The organism is Flavobacteriales bacterium (genome assembly GCA_020435415.1).
Lineage (GTDB): Bacteria > Bacteroidota > Bacteroidia > JACJYZ01 > JACJYZ01 > JACJYZ01.
The window spans coordinates 26,058-46,594 of the sequence record JAGQZQ010000014.1 but is presented as its reverse complement, the minus strand read 5'-3'; the positions used below and the strand labels follow the sequence as shown (position 1 = coordinate 46,594).

Below are 20,537 nucleotides of genomic sequence, written 5' to 3'. Positions count from 1 at the left end.
TGATTGTTATTATGTGAATAAAGACTTCTACAATGCCCTCGAGTATTACGACAAGGCCATCTCCGTTGCAGCTGCAGATATGGACTATGCGCTTTATCAGAAGGCAATGGTACAAGGTGTGTTAAGTAAGTATGGAGAAAAGGTCAAGACCCTGGAGTCGCTGCTGGCTTCCCATTCTAAGTCTGGCTATCGCGCCGCAGCTACCTATGAACTGGCCAATGCTTACGGTACGATGAATCGTCCGGAGGATGCATTGAAAGAATATGCCCGCGTGGAAAAGGACTACCCCCAGAGTGTTTACGTGAAAGATGCCATCATGAAAAGGGGACTGATCTTTCTGCAATCCGGAAAGTCAGAGGAGGCGAGGGCTTCATTTGAAAAAGTTGCCGTTGAGCATATGGGCACCGATGCAGCCCGGGAAGCGCTGAATGCTTTGAAGGAATACTACGTGGAGCGTGGTCAGGTGGATGCCTATTTCGAATGGGTGAAAAATAAACTGCCGGGAACTTCTATTGAGCTTACAGCCCAGGATTCGATCACCTACGAAGCGGCTTATCTGAGGTATATGAAGAGTGATTGCAGCGGAGCGATGAAGGATTTCGAAAATTATCTCGGACGTTTTCCGGATGGTATTTTCAGCGTTCAGGCGCACTTTTATAAATCCGAATGTGAGTACTTCATTGAGGCGTACGACAAGGCACTCAAGGGATATGAGTATGTGATCTCCAAGCCCAAGAATACCTATACCGAGCAATCACTGCAGGCAGCTGCAAATATCCACATGATCAAGATAGAATACGGACCGGCGCTGAAGTACTGGAAGGCACTGGATCAAATTGCCGAAATGCAGTCTACCAAACAGGCTGCTATGGTCGGGCAATTAAGATGTTATGCATCACTTTCAGGTCATGAAGAGGTGCTGGAACTGGCCCGGAGGATTCTGGAATTATCGAAAGTAGATAAGGCCCTGGAAGTTGAAATTCATCTGTTGTGGGGCGAATCTGCCCTTGGGTTGAACCGGAGCGATGAAGCCATGGAACAATTTGAATGGGTGTTCAAACATAGTAAAGGCCAGATGGCAGCTCGTGCCCAATACAGAAAAGCATCCATCCTGCATAGCCGGCAGGAATACAAAGCTTCCGAAGAAGCTATTTTTACCCTCATTGATGAACTTACTTCTTATGATGAATGGGTGGCAAAGGCCTTGTTGTTGCTGGCGGAGAATTATTATCAGCAGGGAGACCTGTTCCAGGCAAAATACACCCTCAAGTCGCTGGTGGAAGATGCCCGGGTGGAATCAGTCAAGAAGCAAGCGCGTGAACGCCTTGCGATCATAGAAGCAGAGGAGAAAGCCAATCAAAGGGTGAGGGAAAGAGATACCCTCGAAATAGAATTGGACAGAAATCCGGTTCCGGACCGTACGCAAAAGGAGGAAGATCATGAATAAGCTGTTGATATCCGCTTTGAGTGTGGCTTTTGTCTGTGGTATGACCGCGAGATCGACGGCCCAGAATAAAGACCTGGAGACGGTGAAGTTTAAGGTGTCAACCAACTTCAGGCCTACGGTGGTTGAGGCGGTCAAACGCAATGATCTGCCGCAGATTCCGGATACCACCATTCCGGCGCCTCCCATGAAGGTGGAGGTGATAAAAAAGCAAATGCAAACCGGCTTTACACCGGAGCCTATTGCCGCAGCAAAATTCAAGGGAGAAAAGCTGCCCAGATTATACCGTGGTTATGCCCGCGGCGGCATCGGCAATTATGCTACGCCCTATGCGGAGATCTACCTGAATTCCCTGAGATCGCGTAAGGGGGCATTGGGTGCCCATCTTAAGCACCTTTCTTCAGCAACCACTTTGAAGGACGCAGGATATAGCGGTTGGAGTGAAAATGGGGTAACACTTTACGGAAAGAAGTTTTCGCGTAAGGCTTCCTGGGAAAGCTCCCTGGATATGCAAAGCAAGGCTGTACATTATTATGGCTTCAATGCATCGGATAGCTTGATACCCTATTATGATATTCCGATAGAAAAGGAAGACCTGAGACAGCGGTTCTTAGGCTTGCAGTTCGATCTCGGCGTGCAAAACCAGCAGGTAGATACCGGAAAGATGCGTTTGCATTCCCATGTGAGCGTACGTCGGTACATGGATCTTATTGGTGTGGCAGAAAACCGCATCAAGTTTAATGCAGGCATGGCCAGGGCATTCAATACCGAATTCCTCAACATAGATCTGAACACCTATTATTATGGTCAGGCGCTTTATGTTGATACAGCCTCTGCGGTCATATTGAATCTTAACCCGAGAATTTCCACACGGAAGGAACGTCTGTTCTTTACCATTGGCGCGCAGCTTTTCTTAGAGTCTGACAGTACCAGGGAAAAGAACTTTTATCCGGATATGCAATTGGGTTATCACCTGGTTCGGAATGTGGTAACCGCTTATATGAAGGGATATGGGGATGTACGACGTAATGACCTGGCCCAACTTGCAGGAGAAAATCCATGGATTGCAACGGATAATTTGGATTTCAGGTTGATGAATAAGCGGGAATTGGGTGTGACGGGTGGACTCAGGGGAAGTTTGAGTCGGAATACCACCTATACAGTAAGCTATACCCTGTTTAATGTGAAGAATGTCGCACTCTTTGTCAATGACCCCACAATGGTGCTCCGGAATAAGTTCCTGCCGGTCTATGACGACATGACATCCGGTCGTGCTCATGGGGGCTTTACCTGGGATGACCAGAACCGTTTCCGTTTATCCCTGAACGGAGAATACAATACCTATCAGATGGATTCCGTGTCAGAAGCCTGGCACCTGCCGCAGTTAAAGGCAGGTGGTACTTTTCGGTATAATTTCAGAAATAAACTGCTGACAACATTGAACGCTCATTATGTGGGGCAACGGAAATATCTGGCCGGCTATGATGACGCTGGTAAGGAAGTCTCCGGAAATCTTCCCGGATATCTGGATATGGGACTTGAGTTGGAATACCGTTATTCCAAGATACTATCTGCCTGGATCAAGTCTTATAACCTGCTGGGAAAGAGGTATATGATATGGAATCAATACCCCTCTCAGCGCCTTCAGGTAATGCTCGGCTTTTCCTATTCTTTCTGGGGGCAATAATTTCTTGCTTTTATGTTAATTATTTGTTGATAAAATCAACAGGCTTAAGGGTGCCCGAAAGCCGCTCGGAGCGCAAAAATGCTATCTTTGTGAAAGCTTTGAAAAAAGCCGGTAAATAAGGGGTCGCAGAATCGGTTTGCAGACGATCACGAACGGCTTTAAGTGCAACAGACCAAGCGTCCGGTCCTGGTAAACACGGTACATACAAAGTTTAAAAGTTGATCATCGTATATCAACAACATCGATCATAGGAATATGAGTGAAGAAACGGAAGTTAAAATGACGAAGGAAAAAGATTACTCGGCATCCAGTATACAGGTTCTGGAAGGATTGGAAGCAGTGCGGAAACGCCCTGCCATGTATATCGGCGATGTGTCATCGAAAGGACTTCATCACCTGGTGTATGAAGTGGTAGATAACTCTATCGATGAAGCCCTTGCAGGACATTGCCGGAATATCGACGTACATATCAACAAGGGAAATTCCATCACCGTTCAGGATGACGGACGTGGTATCCCAACAGAAATGCACGAGAAGGAAAAGCGTTCGGCCCTGGAAGTGGTTATGACGGTGCTTCACGCAGGTGGTAAATTTGATAAAGATTCGTACAAAGTATCCGGTGGTCTGCATGGTGTGGGTGTATCATGTGTGAACGCCCTATCCAATCACCTGAAGGTGGAGGTGCACCGCAAAGGAAAAGTGTTTGTTCAGGAATACGAGAAAGGGAAGCCTCTCTATGATGTAAAGGAAGTGGGGACGACGGACAGAACCGGCACGACCGTGACCTTTCAACCGGATGATACAATCTTCAATACCACCGAATACCAATACGATACCTTGTCTGCGCGTCTTCGCGAACTGGCATTTCTTAACAAGGGAATCAGGCTGACGCTCACGGATCACCGCCATGCAGAAGGTGAAGCCGAAACCACAGAAACATTTTTTTCGGAAGGTGGCCTCAGCGAGTTCGTTGAGTTTCTGGATGCCACTCGGGAAAAACTCATTCCCGATCCCATCCATATCGAAGGCGATAAAAACGGTATCCCCGTGGAAGTGGCCATGCAGTACAACAACACTTTTGCTGAAAATGTACACTCCTACGTTAACAATATTAATACACACGAAGGTGGAACGCACCTGGCAGGTTTTCGCCGGGCTTTAACCCGTACCCTGAAATCTTACGCTGAGAAATCGGGTATGCTGACCAAATTGAAATTTGAGATCAGCGGTGATGATTTCAGAGAAGGACTGACCGCAGTGATCTCCGTAAAGGTGGCAGAACCTCAGTTTGAAGGGCAGACGAAAACCAAACTTGGAAATAATGAAGTGACCGGTGCTGTGGATATCGCGGTGGGAGAAATGCTTAACAACTACCTTGAAGAGCATCCCAAGGAAGCCAAAGCCATTGTGCAAAAAGTGATACTTGCTGCCACCGCAAGACATGCGGCGCGTAAGGCAAGGGAACTGGTGCAGCGGAAAAGCGTTCTCACCGGATCCGGATTACCCGGAAAGCTTTCGGATTGTTCGGAAACTGATCCGGGACAATGTGAGATTTTCCTTGTGGAAGGAGATTCGGCAGGTGGTACAGCCAAGCAGGGTAGGGACAGAAGGTATCAGGCGATCCTGCCACTTCGTGGTAAGATACTCAACGTAGAGAAGGCCATGGGGCATAAGATCTACGAAAATGAAGAAATAAAAAATATGTATACTGCCCTCGGGGTGACCACAGGTACCGAGGAAGATGAGCGGGCACTCAACACCGACAAGCTCCGGTATCACAAGATCGTGATCATGACGGATGCCGACGTGGATGGCAGCCACATCACGACACTTATTCTTACGTTCTTCTTCAGGTACATGAAAGAACTGATCGAAGCAGGTTATATCTATATCGCCGCCCCACCTCTTTACCTGGTTAAGAAAGGAAAGGATGAGCGGTATTGCTGGAACGAAAACGAACGCGATATCGCCATCAAGGACTTCGCCAAAGAAGGGAAGGAAAGCAGTGTGAATGTGCAGCGTTATAAGGGTCTTGGAGAGATGAACGCTGAACAGTTGTGGGCAACGACCATGAACCCTGAATCCAGAACCTTACGCCAGGTGAGCATTGAGAGTGCCGCTGAAGCAGACCGCGTGTTCTCCATGTTGATGGGCGATGATGTTCCCCCTCGCCGGGAGTTCATCGAACGCAACGCGAAGTACGCAAAGATCGACGCCTAAACTTCTGCGGTTTTTCCATGAACCCCGAAATGGGCAATTGCCGGATTTGGTTATCTTTGTTCGTCCCCACGGAACGTCCCATTGTTGAAACTATAAATATTAGCGTACCATGAAAGTTAGTGTGATCGGCGCAGGAAATGTAGGTGCAACCTGTGCCAATGTAATTGCCCACAAAGAATTGGCTACCGAAGTGGTGGTCGTGGATATCAAAGAAGGTCTGGCCGAAGGAAAGTCTCTTGACATCTGGCAAACAGCGCCCATCAACTTGTATGATACCCGTGCTATCGGCGTAACAAACGACTACGCAAAAACGGCCGGCTCTGAAGTGGTGGTTATTACTTCCGGTCTGCCCCGCAAGCCTGGAATGAGCCGCGATGACCTTATCGCGACCAACGCTGGGATCGTGAAAACGGTAACCGAAAATGTGATCAAGCATTCTCCAAATGCCATCATCATCATCGTGTCTAATCCGTTGGATGTGATGTGCTATTGTGCATACCTAACCGCCAAGGTAGACTCTTCAAGGGTCTTTGGTATGGCAGGTATCCTGGATACCGCGCGCTATCGTGCATTCCTCGCCGAAGCATTGGATGTGTCTCCTAAAGATATTCAGGCACTCCTGATGGGTGGACATGGCGATACCATGGTTCCCCTGCCAAGATATACAACCGTTTCAGGAATTCCTGTGACAGAAATGATCGATGAGGACAAACTGAATGCCATTGTTGAACGCACCAAGAAAGGTGGTGGTGAACTTGTTAACCTGATGGGAACTTCTGCATGGTATGCCCCCGGTGCTGCCGCTGCACAAATGGTAGAGGCGGTTGTGAGGGATCAGAAGCGTATCTTCCCCTGCTGTGCATGGCTTCAAGGTGAATACGGTATGAAAGATATTTACCTCGGCGTACCTGTAAAATTAGGTAAGAAGGGCATTGAGCAAATTGTTGAAGTGAAGCTGGATGATGCGGAGAAAGCTCTTCTGGAACAATCAGCCAGCGCCGTTAGAGAGGTGATGGCCGTTCTTGACGGAATGCAGCAGGTATCCTGATCTGAATAAATCCCAAACGATGCAATAGAAAATTTTCTATTGCATAGCGATTAAGAAAATTAACCTTTCCGGCCTGTACTTCGTGCATCCGAAAAGTGATTTTCTAAATCGGGATAACCCCAACTAAATACAGATAGTTCAGCTCGTTCCTCACCTCCTACTGCATAAGTTGGGTTAATATATCATTGAGAAGCGTCCTGCATCATGTGGGACGCTTTTTTTATCGCCCGTCGGCAGATACGATAAACCGGGCATGTCCAATCATATCTTCCAGATAAAGAGTCAGCAGGTAGGTGCCCGAGCCATACGCTTGGACGTCAATCGTCGGGTCGTGTGACGCGATTGTTCCATCCTGAACCAATCTGCCCAGCATATCATGAACCTGATACCGGTAGTGCATTCCGGCCATAAGTCCGGGGCAGGAGATATGGATTGTATTGGTTGCCGGGTTTGGAAAAATATGAACTTGTGATTCCGACATGTTCGGATCAATGGTGCCGAAGAATTTACTTCCGGTAAAAAGACCAAGCCCCCCGCGGTAATTTCCCATCACCAGGTCAATGACCCCGTCTCCGTTGATGTCGGTGCCATTTACGGAGGAGCGCTGGCCCTCCCGAATCTGCATGTAGGTGGTGTCGGTTTCAGTGAAGGCCCCATCCAGGTTGCCATCTATGTTGTCATACCGGAATATATAGCCGGTTTCTGAACCAACAAGGAGGTTGTAGCTGCCATTGTTATCATACATAAATGGCACACTGTATCCTGTGAAGTAACCGAACTGACGTGAATCTACATTTCCGAAGAAGTCGTCATGCGGTATTGCTTCACCAGGTGTGTCGGCCGCCTCGTCGTAAGTCGCATCGGGCCTTAAGCTATTGGTTACCTCAATATACATCGCCCCGGGATTGACGTCGGTTATGACGAAAGTTCCGTTGTTAGGAGCCTCGGTGCATCCGAAGGCATTCAGCTTTTCACCAATTCCAACACGACTGAGATCTGCACTTCCGTTGAACATATACCTGACGGTGATGCCGGATTGCCAAAGTATCTCCTTAACATCCAGCTTGAATTGGGCCTGTGTAGCTGTTCCGAGGTTCGGGTAATAATTCAGGTTTCCGTTGCGCTCACCCAACAGAATATCCGGCACTCCATTCCTGTCTACATCAATGATCTGTGGTGTGGCAAACTGACCGGGATCGATGGATTCGTAGTTGGCTTGCGTTAAACTGAAACTGGCCGGATTCCCCGGGCCGGCAGCGTTTTTGAATAAATGCACATAACCATTATAGTCGCCAAGTAGCATGTCATCATCGCCGTCATCATCCATATCGCCAAAGGCAGGAACGGCGCCGTATAAATTCAGTGAAGCAATGTTCAGGTAGTCCCTTGTGATGAGGGTGAACACAGGAGAAGTTGCAGTTCCTGTATTCTCAAAAAGAGCAAGCTGGGACTTGTAGTTACCTGCCGGACCATAATATGCATAGTTGCCCACGATCAAATCCTGAAGTCCGTCGGCATTGTAATCAAAAAAGACCGGATATGCTCCTTCTCCCAGATCAATCATATCCTCCTGTATAACGGAATTCTTGCGGAAAGAAAATACCGGGGCAAGGTCTGTATTCGTATTCTTATAATAATGTACGCTTTGGAAATTCTCCGCCGCATTCTGAGAGTTCGTGCCTATGATCAGGTCCCTTTTGCCATCATGATCTATGTCGACATAAAAACTGGCGGGAAAGATTTCCAGGTTTGCCGGTGTGTCGTAAATGGGGAACAGGCTGTCCTGGCTTATCATGACGGCGTTTGAAGAATCACCTCCATTGTTCAGGTAAACAAGATTGGCAAAGGAGATGTCTCCCAATATCAACTCTTTATCTCCATCGTCATCCCCATCAATTGCAAGTAGTGTTGAGCCTGAGTGAAGTTCTCCCGTCTCACTAAGGTCCGGAGATGTATCCCCGCCTTTACATGTGGCATTCAGGAGTACGGAATTGCTGCTGAAGTTCTCACTAAACTGTCCCCAGCAGGAGGTATTCAAAACGAAGTCGAGGCTATCCGGAATACCGTAGTTCTCCATGGACATGTTCTGGTGGTATTCCACCGTAGCCCCGGCAAGTCCGAACGTCAGGATGTCAATATCACCGTCGTTATCCACATCTGTGATGGCGGGAATATCCACGGCGCTGATCCAAAGATTGACATAGTTTGATCCGTACTGTGAATATACGAGGTACTTTTCCAGCTTGAAGGACAGTTGGGTGGCGGAAGAAGTGTTCTTGTATACAGAGAATCCTCCGTTGGAATAGGTGAAGATGTCTTCCTTGTTGTCGTTGTTGTAGTCTGCGAACAATGCCCAGTCATGGAGAGGCGGAAAGTTACCGGCCAGATCCGGTTGGTATTCATAGTTGATGGTATCATTTCCTCCAAGATGAATGAATGGGAGAAGGTGGTTACCACTCCGGTCGAAAACAACCAGGTCTTTATTTCCATCCAGGTTGATATCGATGGAAGAAAACTGGGTGAAGTTGAGACCGCCCGCCCAGGCATATGGAAGTGTTTCACCGCTTATGATCACCGGTACAGACATGTCCCGCTTAAAGGTAAGCTGTGCAAAAGATGACAAACTACCCAGAAGAAAGCACATGGACCAGAAACAACGTATTCTATTCATTTGGCCTTGGGTTGACCTGCTAAGTTACGGTAAATGTATCCGGTAAGGCAAGTCCCGCCGATGATTTTCCGATCCGTTTACAATTTGTTAAGACCTCATCGGCCTCGTTTTTTTTAAACTTTTGCAACTGCTGATAACCCATTGGTATTTATGGTTTGTTGTTCTATCTTTGCCGCTCGGAAAAAAATTCTCATTATGCAAAATAAGTTAGCGATACAGGTTTTTACGGTAGTGTTCGCATTGGTATGCCTGTTCCAGCTTTCGTTTACCTGGGTGGCCAACGGGGTAAGGAATGACGCTGAAGTCTGGGCCAAGGGATCTCCTGAAAAAGTTACCCATTATCTGGATTCAATTGCAACGGAGCCGGTATACAACCTCGGTGTTAAGAACTATACGTTCAGGGAAGTTCAAAACAACGAGATCAACCTGGGTCTTGACTTGAAAGGCGGAATGAACGTGACCATGGAAGTGTCCGTGGTGGATCTCATCCTTAACATGGCCAACAACAGTGATGACCCTGTTTTCCTTCAAGCCATCGATAAGGCTAAGGAAATGCAGAAAAGCAGTGATGAGGACTTTGTGACATTATTTGGTAAAGCGTTTGCACAGATCGATCCCAATGCCCGTCTTGCATCGGTATATGCCACCCTTGATCTGAAGGACAAGGTTAATTATAACTCTACAAACGAAGAGGTGTTGGCCGTGATCCGTGAGGAAGCGGAAGATGCCATTGATCGTACCTATAATATACTTCGCACCCGGATCGATAAATTCGGTGTTACCCAACCCAATATCCAGAGATTGGGAACATCCGGACGAATCCTTGTTGAACTCCCCGGTATTAAAGATCCAAAGCGGGTTACAGACCTTCTTCAGAAGACGGCACAGTTGGAGTTCTGGGAAACGTTTGAGAACCGCGAGATTTACCCTTACCTGGATAAGGTGAATACCCGTCTTCGCCAAATGCAATTGAGCGATCCGGCAGACTCAACGGCGAAGAGTACGGGAGATGATGTGACGGATTTCTTCAGTGAGCCTCAGAATCCTGACACCTCAGTTGTAGCAGACGGGACAGTGGTGACTGTCCCTGATTCACTGAAGAATGATTCATTGGCGAAATCCTTAGAGGATAAAGCTGAAACTGATGCATTAAGTCAGAAGAACCCATTGTTTGAATTATTGCAACCGCCCACGGACGAAAAAGGCGGATTGGCTCCCGGCGCCATTGTCGGTTATGTGCAGGTGAAGGACACTGCCAAGGTGAATGAATACCTGCATATGGAGGAATTGCGTGATCTCCTGCCCAGGGAAGTGAAGTTTGCCTGGAACGTAAAACCTGTCGGAGAAAAACAGGCTGTGATGACCCTGGTTGCGCTTAAAGTAACCAACAGGGATGGTAGTCCGGCGCTTTCCGGTGATGTGGTGGTAGATGCCCGTCAGGAATTCGGTCAGAACCGCGCTGAAGCGGAAGTGTTGATGATCATGAATGCTCAGGGAGCAAACTCATGGAAGAAGCTCACCAAAGAAGCATCATCAGGTTCTCAGAAGCGTTCCATTGCGGTTGTGCTGGATAACTATGTTTATTCTCATCCTTATGTAAAACAGGAGATCGGGAATGGTATATCCGTGATTTCCGGAAGTTTCTCCATTCAGGAAGCAGAAGACCTTGCAAACGTACTCAAAGCCGGTAAGCTTCCAGCCCCAGCCCGTATTGTTGAAAAGGCAGTGGTGGGCCCCTCTCTCGGTCATAAAGCCATTCGTGACGGTTTCCAGTCCTTCGCTATTGCGATGGTGCTGGTTCTGTTGTACATGGTGTTCTATTACTCACGTGCCGGGATGGTTTCCAACATCGCACTTCTTGCCAACATCTTCTTTATCATGGGTGTGCTTGCATCACTGGGTGCGGTTCTGACCCTGCCAGGTGTTGCGGGTATCGTGCTGACCATCGGTATGGCCGTGGATGCGAACGTACTTATCTATGAACGGGTGCGTGAGGAATTGGCACAGGGTAAGGGGTTGAGACTGGCCCTGAAGGACGGATATAAAAATGCATATTCTTCCATTGTGGATGCGAACGTTACCACCATGCTGACAGGTATCGTGCTATTCACTTTCGGTAGCGGTCCGGTTCAGGGCTTTGCAACTACGCTCATCATTGGTATTCTTACCTCATTGTTCTCTGCCATATTTATTACAAGACTGGTTTTCTTGTGGATGATGGACAAGGAACAAAAGATTACGTTTTATACGAAAGCTACCAAGAGCCTGTTCAGTAATTTGAGTATCAATTTTGTTGGGAAGCGGAAACTGTATTATGCCATCTCTGGGGCCGTTATCGCTGTTGGTATCTTCTCACTGGCTACAAAGGGACTCAATCTGGGGATCGATTTTGTGGGTGGAAGGTCTTATGTGGTTAGCTTCGATAAACCGGTTAATGCTTCGGAAGTTGGTAACATTCTGAAAGTACCGTTTGGCGGATCCATTCCCGAGGTTAAAACCTATGGAGGGTCAAACCAGCTGCGTATCACCACCAATTATATGATTGATCAGGATGGCCAGGAGGTAGATAATCAGGTGCAGACGGCACTTGAGGAGGGATTGAATTCCATTCAGCCCAACTGGAGTATCGAAAGCTCTAATAAGGTTGAGGCAACGATTGCGGATGATATCAAGCAGAATGCGGTATGGGCGCTTACATTTTCGCTATTCATTATCTTCCTGTATATCCTGATCCGGTTTAAGAAATGGCAATTCGGTCTGGGAGCACTTGCTGCATTGGCACACGATATACTTTTTGTACTCGGAGCATTCTCCTTACTGGATGCCATTGTGCCTTTCTCCATGGAAGTGAACCAGGCATTCATTGCTGCTACGCTTACGGTGATCGGTTATTCCATTAACGATACGGTGGTTGTGTTTGACCGTATCCGTGAATATCTCGCGGAGCATAAGCGCAAAGAAATGCCGGAAGTTATTAATATGGCCTTGAACAGTACACTTGGGCGAACCATCAATACATCGGTGACGGTATTCCTGGTGTTGATCTCTATCTTTATCTTAGGTGGTGAAGTGATTCGCGGATTCTCGTTTGCACTTCTTATCGGTGTGATTGTGGGTACCTATTCGTCAATTTGTATTGCCACTCCTATTGTAGTGGATTTGGTAAAGCCAAAAAAGGAAGACACTAAGTAGTAGACAGTATGCTGCTTTTTTTTAATCTCGGAGGAGGAGAGATTGTCGTCATCATGTTGGTGATCCTGTTGTTCTTTGGTGCAAAACGAATACCTGAACTGGCTCGTGGCCTTGGTAAGGGCATGCGTGAATTCAAGAATGCGGCGAATGATATTCAGCGGGAGATCCAGCAAAGTACAAACATCGATCAGGACAAAAAGAAGGACGATGCCAGAAAGAATGATGAACCATCCGCGTCATCGTCCAACTGATCAGGACCTAGTCCTATAGTACAAGAGAAAATTTTTAAAGAAGAAAGACATCCCTATCTTCGGTTCCCGGATTAACTTTACCTGCATTCTTTAACCCATCCGGTCAGACCGTGAATAATTACCTGTTACTTATTGGTGGACTTGCCACGTTGGTTGTGGCGGGCGAGTTACTTGTTAAAGGTGCGGTTGCTATTGCACTGCGCCTTAAAATATCCACCCTGGTGGTGGGTATGACCGTGGTATCCATGGGCACTTCGGCGCCCGAGCTTATCGTGAGTATACAGGCTGCATTGAATGGTCATCCGGATATTGCAATAGGGAATGTAGTGGGTTCAAACATTGCCAACATTGCCCTTATTCTTGGAATCACCGCGCTAATCTTTCCCGTTGCAGTCAATCGTTCTTCGGTTAGAATTGACTGGCCCATGATGATGATTGCCAGTTTGCTTTTTACCGTTTTCGCATGGAATGGCATTCTGGAAATGTGGGAAGGAATGGTTTTCCTTGTGGTGTTGATCAGTTTTATGATCTGGCTGGTGATGAAATCCAGGCGTGAAGAAAAACAAAAGGGCGATAATGAAGGTGTAAAAAAGTACATGTCCGTTTGGAAAAGTATTACGCTTATCGTCGCTGGTGGTGTGGGTCTGGCATTTGGTGCCGATTGGATGATTGGCGGTGCGGTGAACATTGCCACCAAGCTTGGCGTGTCTGAAAGGATTATTGCGGTCTCAATGATCGCGTTTGGTACAAGTGTTCCGGAACTGGTCACGTCTGTGATGGCTTCCTTTCGGCGTGAGACGGATATCACCGTGGGTAATCTTATCGGGTCGAATATTTTTAACCTCCTCGCCATACTTGGAACGACTTCACTTTTCGCAGAAATCCCGGTAGCGGAAGAGGTCATGCGTTCCGATGTGTTCTGGATGTTGGGAACAAGTGCTGTCATCCTTCCCATGATGATATTCCGATTCAGGATTGAACGTCTTGCGGGGTTGGTGTTGATTGCAGCCTATGCGGTTTATATGATTCTCTTGTTTTAGAAACGGAGTTGATCTTTTTTAAAATTCAGACCCGTTAGGGTCTTTTTTTTGCATGAAATCTTGGATAAAATAAAAAAATGGATGGAGTGTGTAAAAATTTAGGGGGGTAATCTCAAAAAAAGTGTAAAATATTTGACTTGACCCCTGAAATGGAATACCTTTGCGTCACATTAACACCTAATAACAGCTATTTATATGTCTACAGCAGCCAGTTTCAGATTTGAAGCCCTTGATAGCGTGATCAACAGGGTGCCATCTGTACCCAATGGAGTTCAAGGATCTGTTTCAACGTATTATGGAAGTAAAGTGTTCGGAATTGATGCCATGCGTGAGTATTTGCCGGATGATGCTTTCAGTGATGTACGGAATGCCGTTCAACGCGGGGAAAGGCTTAGCAGGAAGATTGCCGATCAGGTGGCATCATCAATGAAGGCCTGGGCTATTGAGCGCGGTGCGACCCATTATACACACTGGTTTCAGCCATTAACCGGTTCTACTGCTGAAAAACATGATGCGTTTTTTGAACCTACCTCTGACGGACGGGCTTTTGAATCCTTCGGTGGCAACCAACTGGTGCAACAGGAGCCGGATGCTTCCAGTTTTCCAAGCGGTGGATTGAGAAATACGTTTGAAGCCCGTGGATATACAGCGTGGGATCCGACATCTCCGGCCTTTATTATTGGTAAAACACTTTGCATCCCAACGATATTCGTATCATATACAGGTGATGCGCTGGACTATAAGACGCCATTGCTCAGGGCACTTCATAAAGTGGATGAAGCTGCAACGGCTGTTTGTCAGTATTTCGACAAGAATGTTACCAAGGTAACTGCTACCCTGGGCTGGGAACAGGAATACTTCCTCGTGGACTCGGCACTATATGCGGCACGTCAGGATCTTGCTTTGACAGGAAGAACCCTCTTCGGGCACGCATCCGCAAAGGATCAGCAATTGGAAGATCACTATTTCGGCTCAATTCCCGACCGGGTGGGTGCTTTTATGAGAGACTTTGAAGCGGAATGTCTGATGTTGGGTATACCGGTGAAAACACGTCACAATGAGGTTGCGCCCAACCAGTTTGAGTGCGCGCCGGTATTTGAGGAATGTAACCTGGCCGTGGATCATAACCAACTCCTCATGGATGTGATGGAGAAAACCGCGCGTCGTCATAATTTCCGGGTGCTGTTGCATGAGAAACCGTATGCCGGTGTCAATGGTTCCGGAAAGCATAACAACTGGTCGCTGGCCACAAGTACAGGTAAAAACCTGTTGAGTCCCGGTTCTACACCAAAGACAAACCTTCAGTTTCTGACCTTTTTTGTGAATACCATTATGGCGGTTCATCAGCATGCCGATTTGCTTCGTGCCTGTATCGCATCCGCCGGAAACGACCATCGGCTGGGAGCCAATGAAGCGCCACCTGCAATCATTTCCATCTTTATCGGCTCGCAGTTAACCAACGTGTTGGATGACCTTGTTGAAAGAGTAGGGAAGGGAAATTTATCTCCCGATGATAAAACGGCTCTTAAGTTGGATATCGGAAAAATTCCGGAGATTCTTAAGGATAATACAGACCGTAACAGGACATCTCCTTTCGCCTTTACCGGAAATAAGTTTGAACTGAGGGCAGTAGGGTCTTCGGCCAACTGCGCATCCGCAATGACGATCATGAATGCGATCATGGCCGATCAGCTGAAGAAGTTCAAAGTGGAGGTGGATAAGCACATTAAGAAAGGTGCAAAGAAAGATGTGGCCATTTTAAGGGTGCTTCGTCAATACATCATCGACTCCAAGAACATTCGTTTCGAAGGAAATGGTTACGGTGATGCGTGGGTGAAGGAAGCTGCCAAACGGGGTCTTTCAAATGTCAAGACCACTCCGGAAGCACTGGATGCAATGATCACCAAAGAGGCGGCCGAGTTCTTCAGTAGAAACGATATTTACACGGAACGGGAATTGCATGCCCGCTATGAAATCCAACTGGAAACATATACCAAGAAGATTCAGATTGAATCGAGGGTGATGGGGGATCTGGCGATCAATCACATTGTGCCTACTGCTATCCGCTATCAAAATGTACTGCTGGAAAATGTCAGAGGATTGAAAGAGGTTCTTACCAAAGCGGAGTATGATAAGGCAGCAAAGATTCCGTTGGATACCATTAAGACCATCTCTGAACATGTTGCGGCGATCACAAATGGGGCAAACGAAATGCTCGAGGCGCGGAAAAAAGCCAACGCGATTACAGATGCCAGAAAGAAAGCAGTGGCCTATTGCCACGATGTGAAAAAGTATTTTGAGGTGATCCGTTACAATGTGGATAAACTTGAATTGGTGATTGATGATGAGATATGGCCGCTTCCGAAATACCGGGAGTTGCTGTTCTCAAGATAAACATGGATAAAAAAGGGGCAATCGCCCCTTTTTTTGATGTTCGACTCGAAATATTTCGGAATTCATTTACTCCTGAGTCAAGGCCATGTAAACAGCTTGATGATCGTTGGCTGATTGGTGAAAGACAACCCAATCGGTATGGATTCGAAAAGCCTGTCATTCAGTAATTACGACCGGCTGTTGCATGGCAATCGGCTTGTATTATTTGAAAATAATTATTTATTTAGCGGCGGTCAATGGTGACCAAGAGCGCACAGTCTTATCCAAAACGAAATCTATGATCTCCAATCTTGCACGCTTTCTAGGTACGGTATTTTTCCTGGCCATTTGCAGTCTGTCGTCCTTTGCGCAAAAGGATTTCCTGGATGATGCCAATGCCAAATTCAATAATTACCAATACTCGGCAGCCATAGATCCATTCAAGAAGGCTTATGCCAAGGAGAAAAAGCCTGTAAAGAAAGCTGAGATACTCTTTAAGACCGCAGAATGCTATCGTTATATCAATGATACGAAGCAAGCGGAGATTTGGTATGATAAGGCGATCAAAGCAAAATATAAGGACCCCATTGCGCAACTCTACCTCGCTGATATGAAAAAGATCAATGAGAAGTATGAGGAAGCCATTGTGGAATATGAGAAGTATAAAAAGCTGGTTCCCGATGATTCCCGCGGCGAAGCAGGAGTGGAGGCCTGTAAGAATGCACAGGACTGGAAAGACAATCCCACAAGATATAAGGTGGAGAACATGGCGCTGATCAATAGCCCTCAATCCGACTTTTCACCGGCATACGCCAAGAAGGACTACTCCATATTGTATTTCACATCCACCCGCCCCAGCTCAACGGGAAAAGGAGTGGATGAATGGACAGGTGAAAGTTTCAGCGACCTCTACGAAACCAAGCGTGATCGCAATGGTAAATGGAGTGAACCAACGCTCATCCCCGGGACTGCTAATGGCGAATCCAATGACGGAAGCCCATGGCTGAATGAAAGAGCCAATGAGATGACCTTCACCCGTTGTACAGCGGAGCAGGACAAACAGTTGGTGTGTAAAATATGCCAGTCCAGAAAGAAAGGAACAGGTTGGGAAGATGTGGTTGAACTTCCCTTCGGGAATGATTCCTCTACTGTAGGACACCCCAGCTTGACCGAAGATGAACTTACCATTTACTTTGCCTCTGACATGGCCGGCGGCCAGGGTGGTAAGGATATCTGGAAAAGCAACTACGATAAAAAGACCAAAGTGTGGTCTGATCCGGAGAACCTCGGACCCACCATCAATACCCCCGGTGATGAAATGTACCCATTCATCCATGCAGACGGAAAGCTGTACTTCGCGTCTAATGGACATGCCGGTATGGGTGGACTGGATATTTTCTGGTCAGACCAGAAAGAAGGTAAGTGGACCAAACCCGAAAATATGAAGTCGCCAATCAACAGTCCTGGTGACGATTTTGCCATCATCATTGAGAAGACAGCAGAGAGAGGATACTTTACTTCCAACCGCGTTAACGGAAAAGGTGGTGATGATATCTATATGTTCTGGTTGCCACCATTGATCTTCACCCTGCAGGGTGTGGCTTATGATGTTGATTCCAAACAGGTATTGCCAAGCACCACCGTTAGCATTACCGGTTCCAATGGCGAAAGTATGCAGATCAACACCGATACAGCAGGACATTACTTTACTAAGATTGCCCAGAACGTGACCTATGATCTGGTTGCTACCAAAAAGGATTATCTGAAAGACAGCGGAACTGAAACCACTGTTGGCCTGACCGAGTCAACGGACCTGATCCACGACTTTTATCTCCAAAGCATCAAGGTGGGTGAGATTCGTTTTCCCGATGTATTGTACGATCTGGATAAATATGAACTAAGGCCGGAGTCAAAGGATTCTCTGGACTTCCTTTACAAGGTATTGATTGATAACCCAACGATCGTTATCGAACTTTCTTCACACACCGACTCACGCGGTAGCGATAAATACAACCAGAAACTGTCGCAGAACCGTGCCAAATCATGTGTAGACTACCTGATCTCTAAAGGGATTCCTGCTGATCGCATGGTGCCTGTGGGTTATGGCGAGAAGAAACTTCTGGTAAGCGATGCCGAAATAGCCAAGCTTGAAACGGAAGATGAAAAAGAAGCAGCACACCAGAAAAACCGTCGTACCGTATTCCGGGTATTGAGGGACGACTATGTGCCGAAGGCAGCAAGCGGACGATAGTTTTAAACAGTATATACCCTGAGCATCCCGCAAAAAGCGGGATGCTTTTTTTATTTCCTGCACGACCAACATGATTTTCAACGTACCTTTGTTCCTCAAATGAGTCATTCACTTAAATACGACAGACGCGGCGTTTCTGCAGATAAGCAGGATGTTCATAATGCCATTGCCAACCTTGATAAAGGATTGCACCCCCATGCCTTTTGCAAAATTCTTCCCGATCACATCGGTGGTGATGAGCAATATTGCAATATCATGCATGCGGATACCGCCGGTACAAAAACAGCCATAGCTTATCTGTACTGGAAAGAAACAGGTGATCTTGGCGTGTGGAAGAATATTGTGCAGGATGCACTGGTCATGAATCTTGATGACCTGATCTGTGTCGGAGCAACAACAGGCATCGTCTTTTCTTCTACCATCGGAAGGAACAAAAATCTTATAACAGCAGATGTTCTCAAACATCTGATTCAAGGAACGGCAGAGTTGGCTGACGAGTTGAAAGCATTGGGTGTGGAGATACATTTGGCAGGTGGTGAAACAGCCGACGTTGGCGATATCGTCAGAACCCTTGATGTGGGATTCACCGCTTTTGCCCGCTTGAAGAGGTCGGACCTTGTGGTGAATAATATAACCCCGGGACTGGCAGTTGTAGGACTTGCTTCATACGGACAGGCAAACTATGAGAAAGAATACAACAGCGGAATGGGTAGCAATGGCCTCACATCCGCACGTCATGATGTGCTTTCTAAACATTATCTCAGGAATTACCCCGAAAGTTTTGATCCGAATGTGCCGGAAGATGTGCTTTATACCGGTCCTCACAAGCTAACGGATATTGAGGAAAAGACAGGTCTGCCGGTTGGTAAGTTGTTGTTGTCTCCTACCCGCACCTACGCGCCCGTCGTTCATAAAATCCTTGAAACTGAACGATCCGCAATCAAGGGAATGATCCATTGTTCAGGGGGGGGACAAACCAAAGTGCTGAAGTTCATTGAAGGCGTGCGTGTAGTCAAAGATAACATGTTGCCTGTGCCGCCTTTGTTTGCGATGATTCAAAAAGACTCCGGAACTCCATGGGAAGAAATGTATAAGGTGTTTAATATGGGACACAGATTGGAGATTTACCTGGAAGAAGCTTCTGCAAATAAGGTGATAGATATTGCGGAGTCATTTGGCATCCAGGCACAAATCATCGGTCGTACGGAAAAAGCCGATCGCAGTGAAGTTGCCATCAGCAGCACACATGGATCTTTTCAATATCATTAATTAAGTGTTGTGTTAGACAAACTCGAAGCCATAAAACAGCGCTGGGATGCAGTTGGTGAACAAATCACCGATCCCAACATCATTGCCGATCAGAAGCAATTCATACGTCTTTCCAAAGAGTATAAAGATCTTCAGGATATCGTGGATATGTACAAGATTTATAAGGAGGTTGTACAAAATCTCGAATCTTCCAAAAAGATATTGGAAACCGAAAAGGATGAAGAGTTCAGGGAGATGGCCAAGTCGGAGATCGATACGCTTTCTGAAAAGAAGGAAGAACTTGAAGAGCAGATCAAGGTATTGTTGTTGCCGAAAGATCCGGAAGATGACCGCAACGCGATTGTGGAAATCAGGGCTGGTACCGGTGGAGACGAAGCCAGCATTTTTGCCGGTGACCTCTATCGTATGTACACCAGGTTTGTGGAGACCCGTGGATGGAAACTGGAGGCCATGGACCATACGCAAGGCACCGCAGGCGGTTTTAAAGAAATGATTTTTAAAGTGGTTGGTCCCGGCGCTTATGGTATTTTGAAGTATGAATCAGGAGTACATCGTGTGCAACGTGTACCTCAAACGGAAACACAAGGCCGGGTGCATACCTCCGCAGCTTCAGTAGTAGTTCTGCCGGAAGCGGAAGAAATAGATATCCAGCTGAAAGATTCCGATATCCGGAAGGATACCTTCTGTTCATCAGGTCCTGGCGGACAATCAGTGAATACCACTTATTCCGCGATACGTCTCACTCATATTCCCACCGGGATTGTCGCTTCCTGCCAGGATGAGAAATCGCAGATAAAGAACTATGAAAAGGCGCTCTCCGTTTTGCGTTCCAGAATCTATGAGATTGAATGGAAAAAACGAATGGAAGAGACCTCGAAGAAACGGAAGACCATGGTGGCCACCGGCGACAGATCTGCCAAGATCAGAACCTATAATTACCCTCAGGGCAGGGTGACCGATCATCGCATCGGGTTGACACTTTATAATTTGTCAGCCATATTGGACGGTGCCATCGATGAGATCATAGATGCACTTCAGGTGGCGGAAAATGCCGAACGTCTGAAGGAAGGAACTGAACATGCCGCCTGATC

Annotated in this window: 12 protein-coding genes; 11 read left to right on the top strand and 1 reads right to left on the bottom strand. The window is 47.0% G+C overall.

Annotation, left to right across the window (positions count from 1 at the left end):
• The 4 genes from KDD36_04340 to mdh all read left to right on the top strand — a co-directional run.
• Nucleotides 1–1,447, top strand: a 1,447-nt coding sequence (locus KDD36_04340; protein MCB0395853.1) for a tetratricopeptide repeat protein, incomplete at its 5' end; no start/stop codon positions are given.
• Nucleotides 1,440–3,131, top strand: a complete 1,692-nt coding sequence (locus tag KDD36_04335) for a hypothetical protein (GenBank protein ID MCB0395852.1) — start codon at nt 1,440–1,442, stop codon at nt 3,129–3,131. The genes KDD36_04340 and KDD36_04335, both read left to right, overlap by 8 nt.
• A gap of 255 nt (nt 3,132–3,386) precedes the next feature.
• On the top strand, nt 3,387–5,351 hold the full coding sequence (gyrB, locus tag KDD36_04330) for a DNA topoisomerase (ATP-hydrolyzing) subunit B (GenBank protein MCB0395851.1): 1,965 nt from the start codon (nt 3,387–3,389) through the stop codon (nt 5,349–5,351).
• A gap of 109 nt (nt 5,352–5,460) precedes the next feature.
• Nucleotides 5,461–6,399 carry a malate dehydrogenase gene (gene mdh, locus KDD36_04325; protein MCB0395850.1) on the top strand — a complete coding sequence of 313 codons (939 nt, stop codon included), beginning with the start codon at nt 5,461–5,463 and terminating at the stop codon, nt 6,397–6,399.
• A gap of 220 nt (nt 6,400–6,619) precedes the next feature.
• Here mdh and KDD36_04320 read toward each other — a convergent pair whose 3' ends face one another.
• Entirely contained in the window at nt 6,620–9,070 is a 2,451-nt protein-coding gene (locus tag KDD36_04320) for a T9SS type A sorting domain-containing protein (protein ID MCB0395849.1), read from the bottom strand.
• Nucleotides 9,071–9,265: 195 nt separating this feature from the next.
• Here KDD36_04320 and secDF point away from each other — a divergent pair, with 195 nt between their 5' ends.
• The 7 genes from secDF to prfA all read left to right on the top strand — a co-directional run bounded on the left by secDF (nt 9,266) and on the right by prfA (nt 20,535).
• On the top strand, nt 9,266–12,262 hold the full coding sequence (gene secDF, locus KDD36_04315) for a protein translocase subunit SecDF (protein ID MCB0395848.1): 2,997 nt from the start codon (nt 9,266–9,268) through the stop codon (nt 12,260–12,262).
• Between the two features lie 8 nt (nt 12,263–12,270).
• Nucleotides 12,271–12,513: a twin-arginine translocase TatA/TatE family subunit gene (locus KDD36_04310; GenBank protein MCB0395847.1), complete on the top strand. Its 243-nt coding sequence runs from the start codon at nt 12,271–12,273 to the stop codon at nt 12,511–12,513.
• Nucleotides 12,514–12,623: 110 nt separating this feature from the next.
• Nucleotides 12,624–13,553 carry a calcium/sodium antiporter gene (locus tag KDD36_04305; GenBank protein ID MCB0395846.1) on the top strand — a complete coding sequence of 310 codons (930 nt, stop codon included), beginning with the start codon at nt 12,624–12,626 and terminating at the stop codon, nt 13,551–13,553.
• A 195-nt stretch (nt 13,554–13,748) separates the two neighbouring features.
• Complete coding sequence (locus KDD36_04300; GenBank protein MCB0395845.1) at nt 13,749–15,947, top strand: glutamine synthetase III; 2,199 nt, start codon at nt 13,749–13,751, stop codon at nt 15,945–15,947.
• 277 nt (nt 15,948–16,224) lie between these two features.
• Entirely contained in the window at nt 16,225–18,177 is a 1,953-nt protein-coding gene (locus KDD36_04295) for an OmpA family protein (GenBank protein MCB0395844.1), read from the top strand.
• A 99-nt stretch (nt 18,178–18,276) separates the two neighbouring features.
• On the top strand, nt 18,277–19,446 hold the full coding sequence (locus tag KDD36_04290; protein ID MCB0395843.1) for a phosphoribosylformylglycinamidine cyclo-ligase: 1,170 nt from the start codon (nt 18,277–18,279) through the stop codon (nt 19,444–19,446).
• A gap of 9 nt (nt 19,447–19,455) precedes the next feature.
• Nucleotides 19,456–20,535, top strand: coding sequence for a peptide chain release factor 1 (gene prfA, locus KDD36_04285; protein MCB0395842.1), 1,080 nt, complete (start codon nt 19,456–19,458; stop codon nt 20,533–20,535).
• The last annotated feature ends 2 nt before the right edge of the window (nt 20,536–20,537 follow it).

Excerpts from the sequence above, each read along its gene's own strand:
- KDD36_04335 (MCB0395852.1), top strand. The coding sequence starts at position 1,440 with ATGAATAAGCTGTTGATATCCGCTTTGAGTGTGGCTTTTGTCTGTGGT.
- gyrB (MCB0395851.1), top strand. The coding sequence starts at position 3,387 with ATGAGTGAAGAAACGGAAGTTAAAATGACGAAGGAAAAAGATTACTCG.
- mdh (MCB0395850.1), top strand. The coding sequence starts at position 5,461 with ATGAAAGTTAGTGTGATCGGCGCAGGAAATGTAGGTGCAACCTGTGCC.
- KDD36_04320 (MCB0395849.1), bottom strand. The coding sequence starts at position 9,070 with ATGAATAGAATACGTTGTTTCTGGTCCATGTGCTTTCTTCTGGGTAGT.
- secDF (MCB0395848.1), top strand. The coding sequence starts at position 9,266 with ATGCAAAATAAGTTAGCGATACAGGTTTTTACGGTAGTGTTCGCATTG.
- KDD36_04310 (MCB0395847.1), top strand. The coding sequence starts at position 12,271 with ATGCTGCTTTTTTTTAATCTCGGAGGAGGAGAGATTGTCGTCATCATG.
- KDD36_04300 (MCB0395845.1), top strand. The coding sequence starts at position 13,749 with ATGTCTACAGCAGCCAGTTTCAGATTTGAAGCCCTTGATAGCGTGATC.
- KDD36_04295 (MCB0395844.1), top strand. The coding sequence starts at position 16,225 with ATGATCTCCAATCTTGCACGCTTTCTAGGTACGGTATTTTTCCTGGCC.
- KDD36_04290 (MCB0395843.1), top strand. The coding sequence starts at position 18,277 with ATGAGTCATTCACTTAAATACGACAGACGCGGCGTTTCTGCAGATAAG.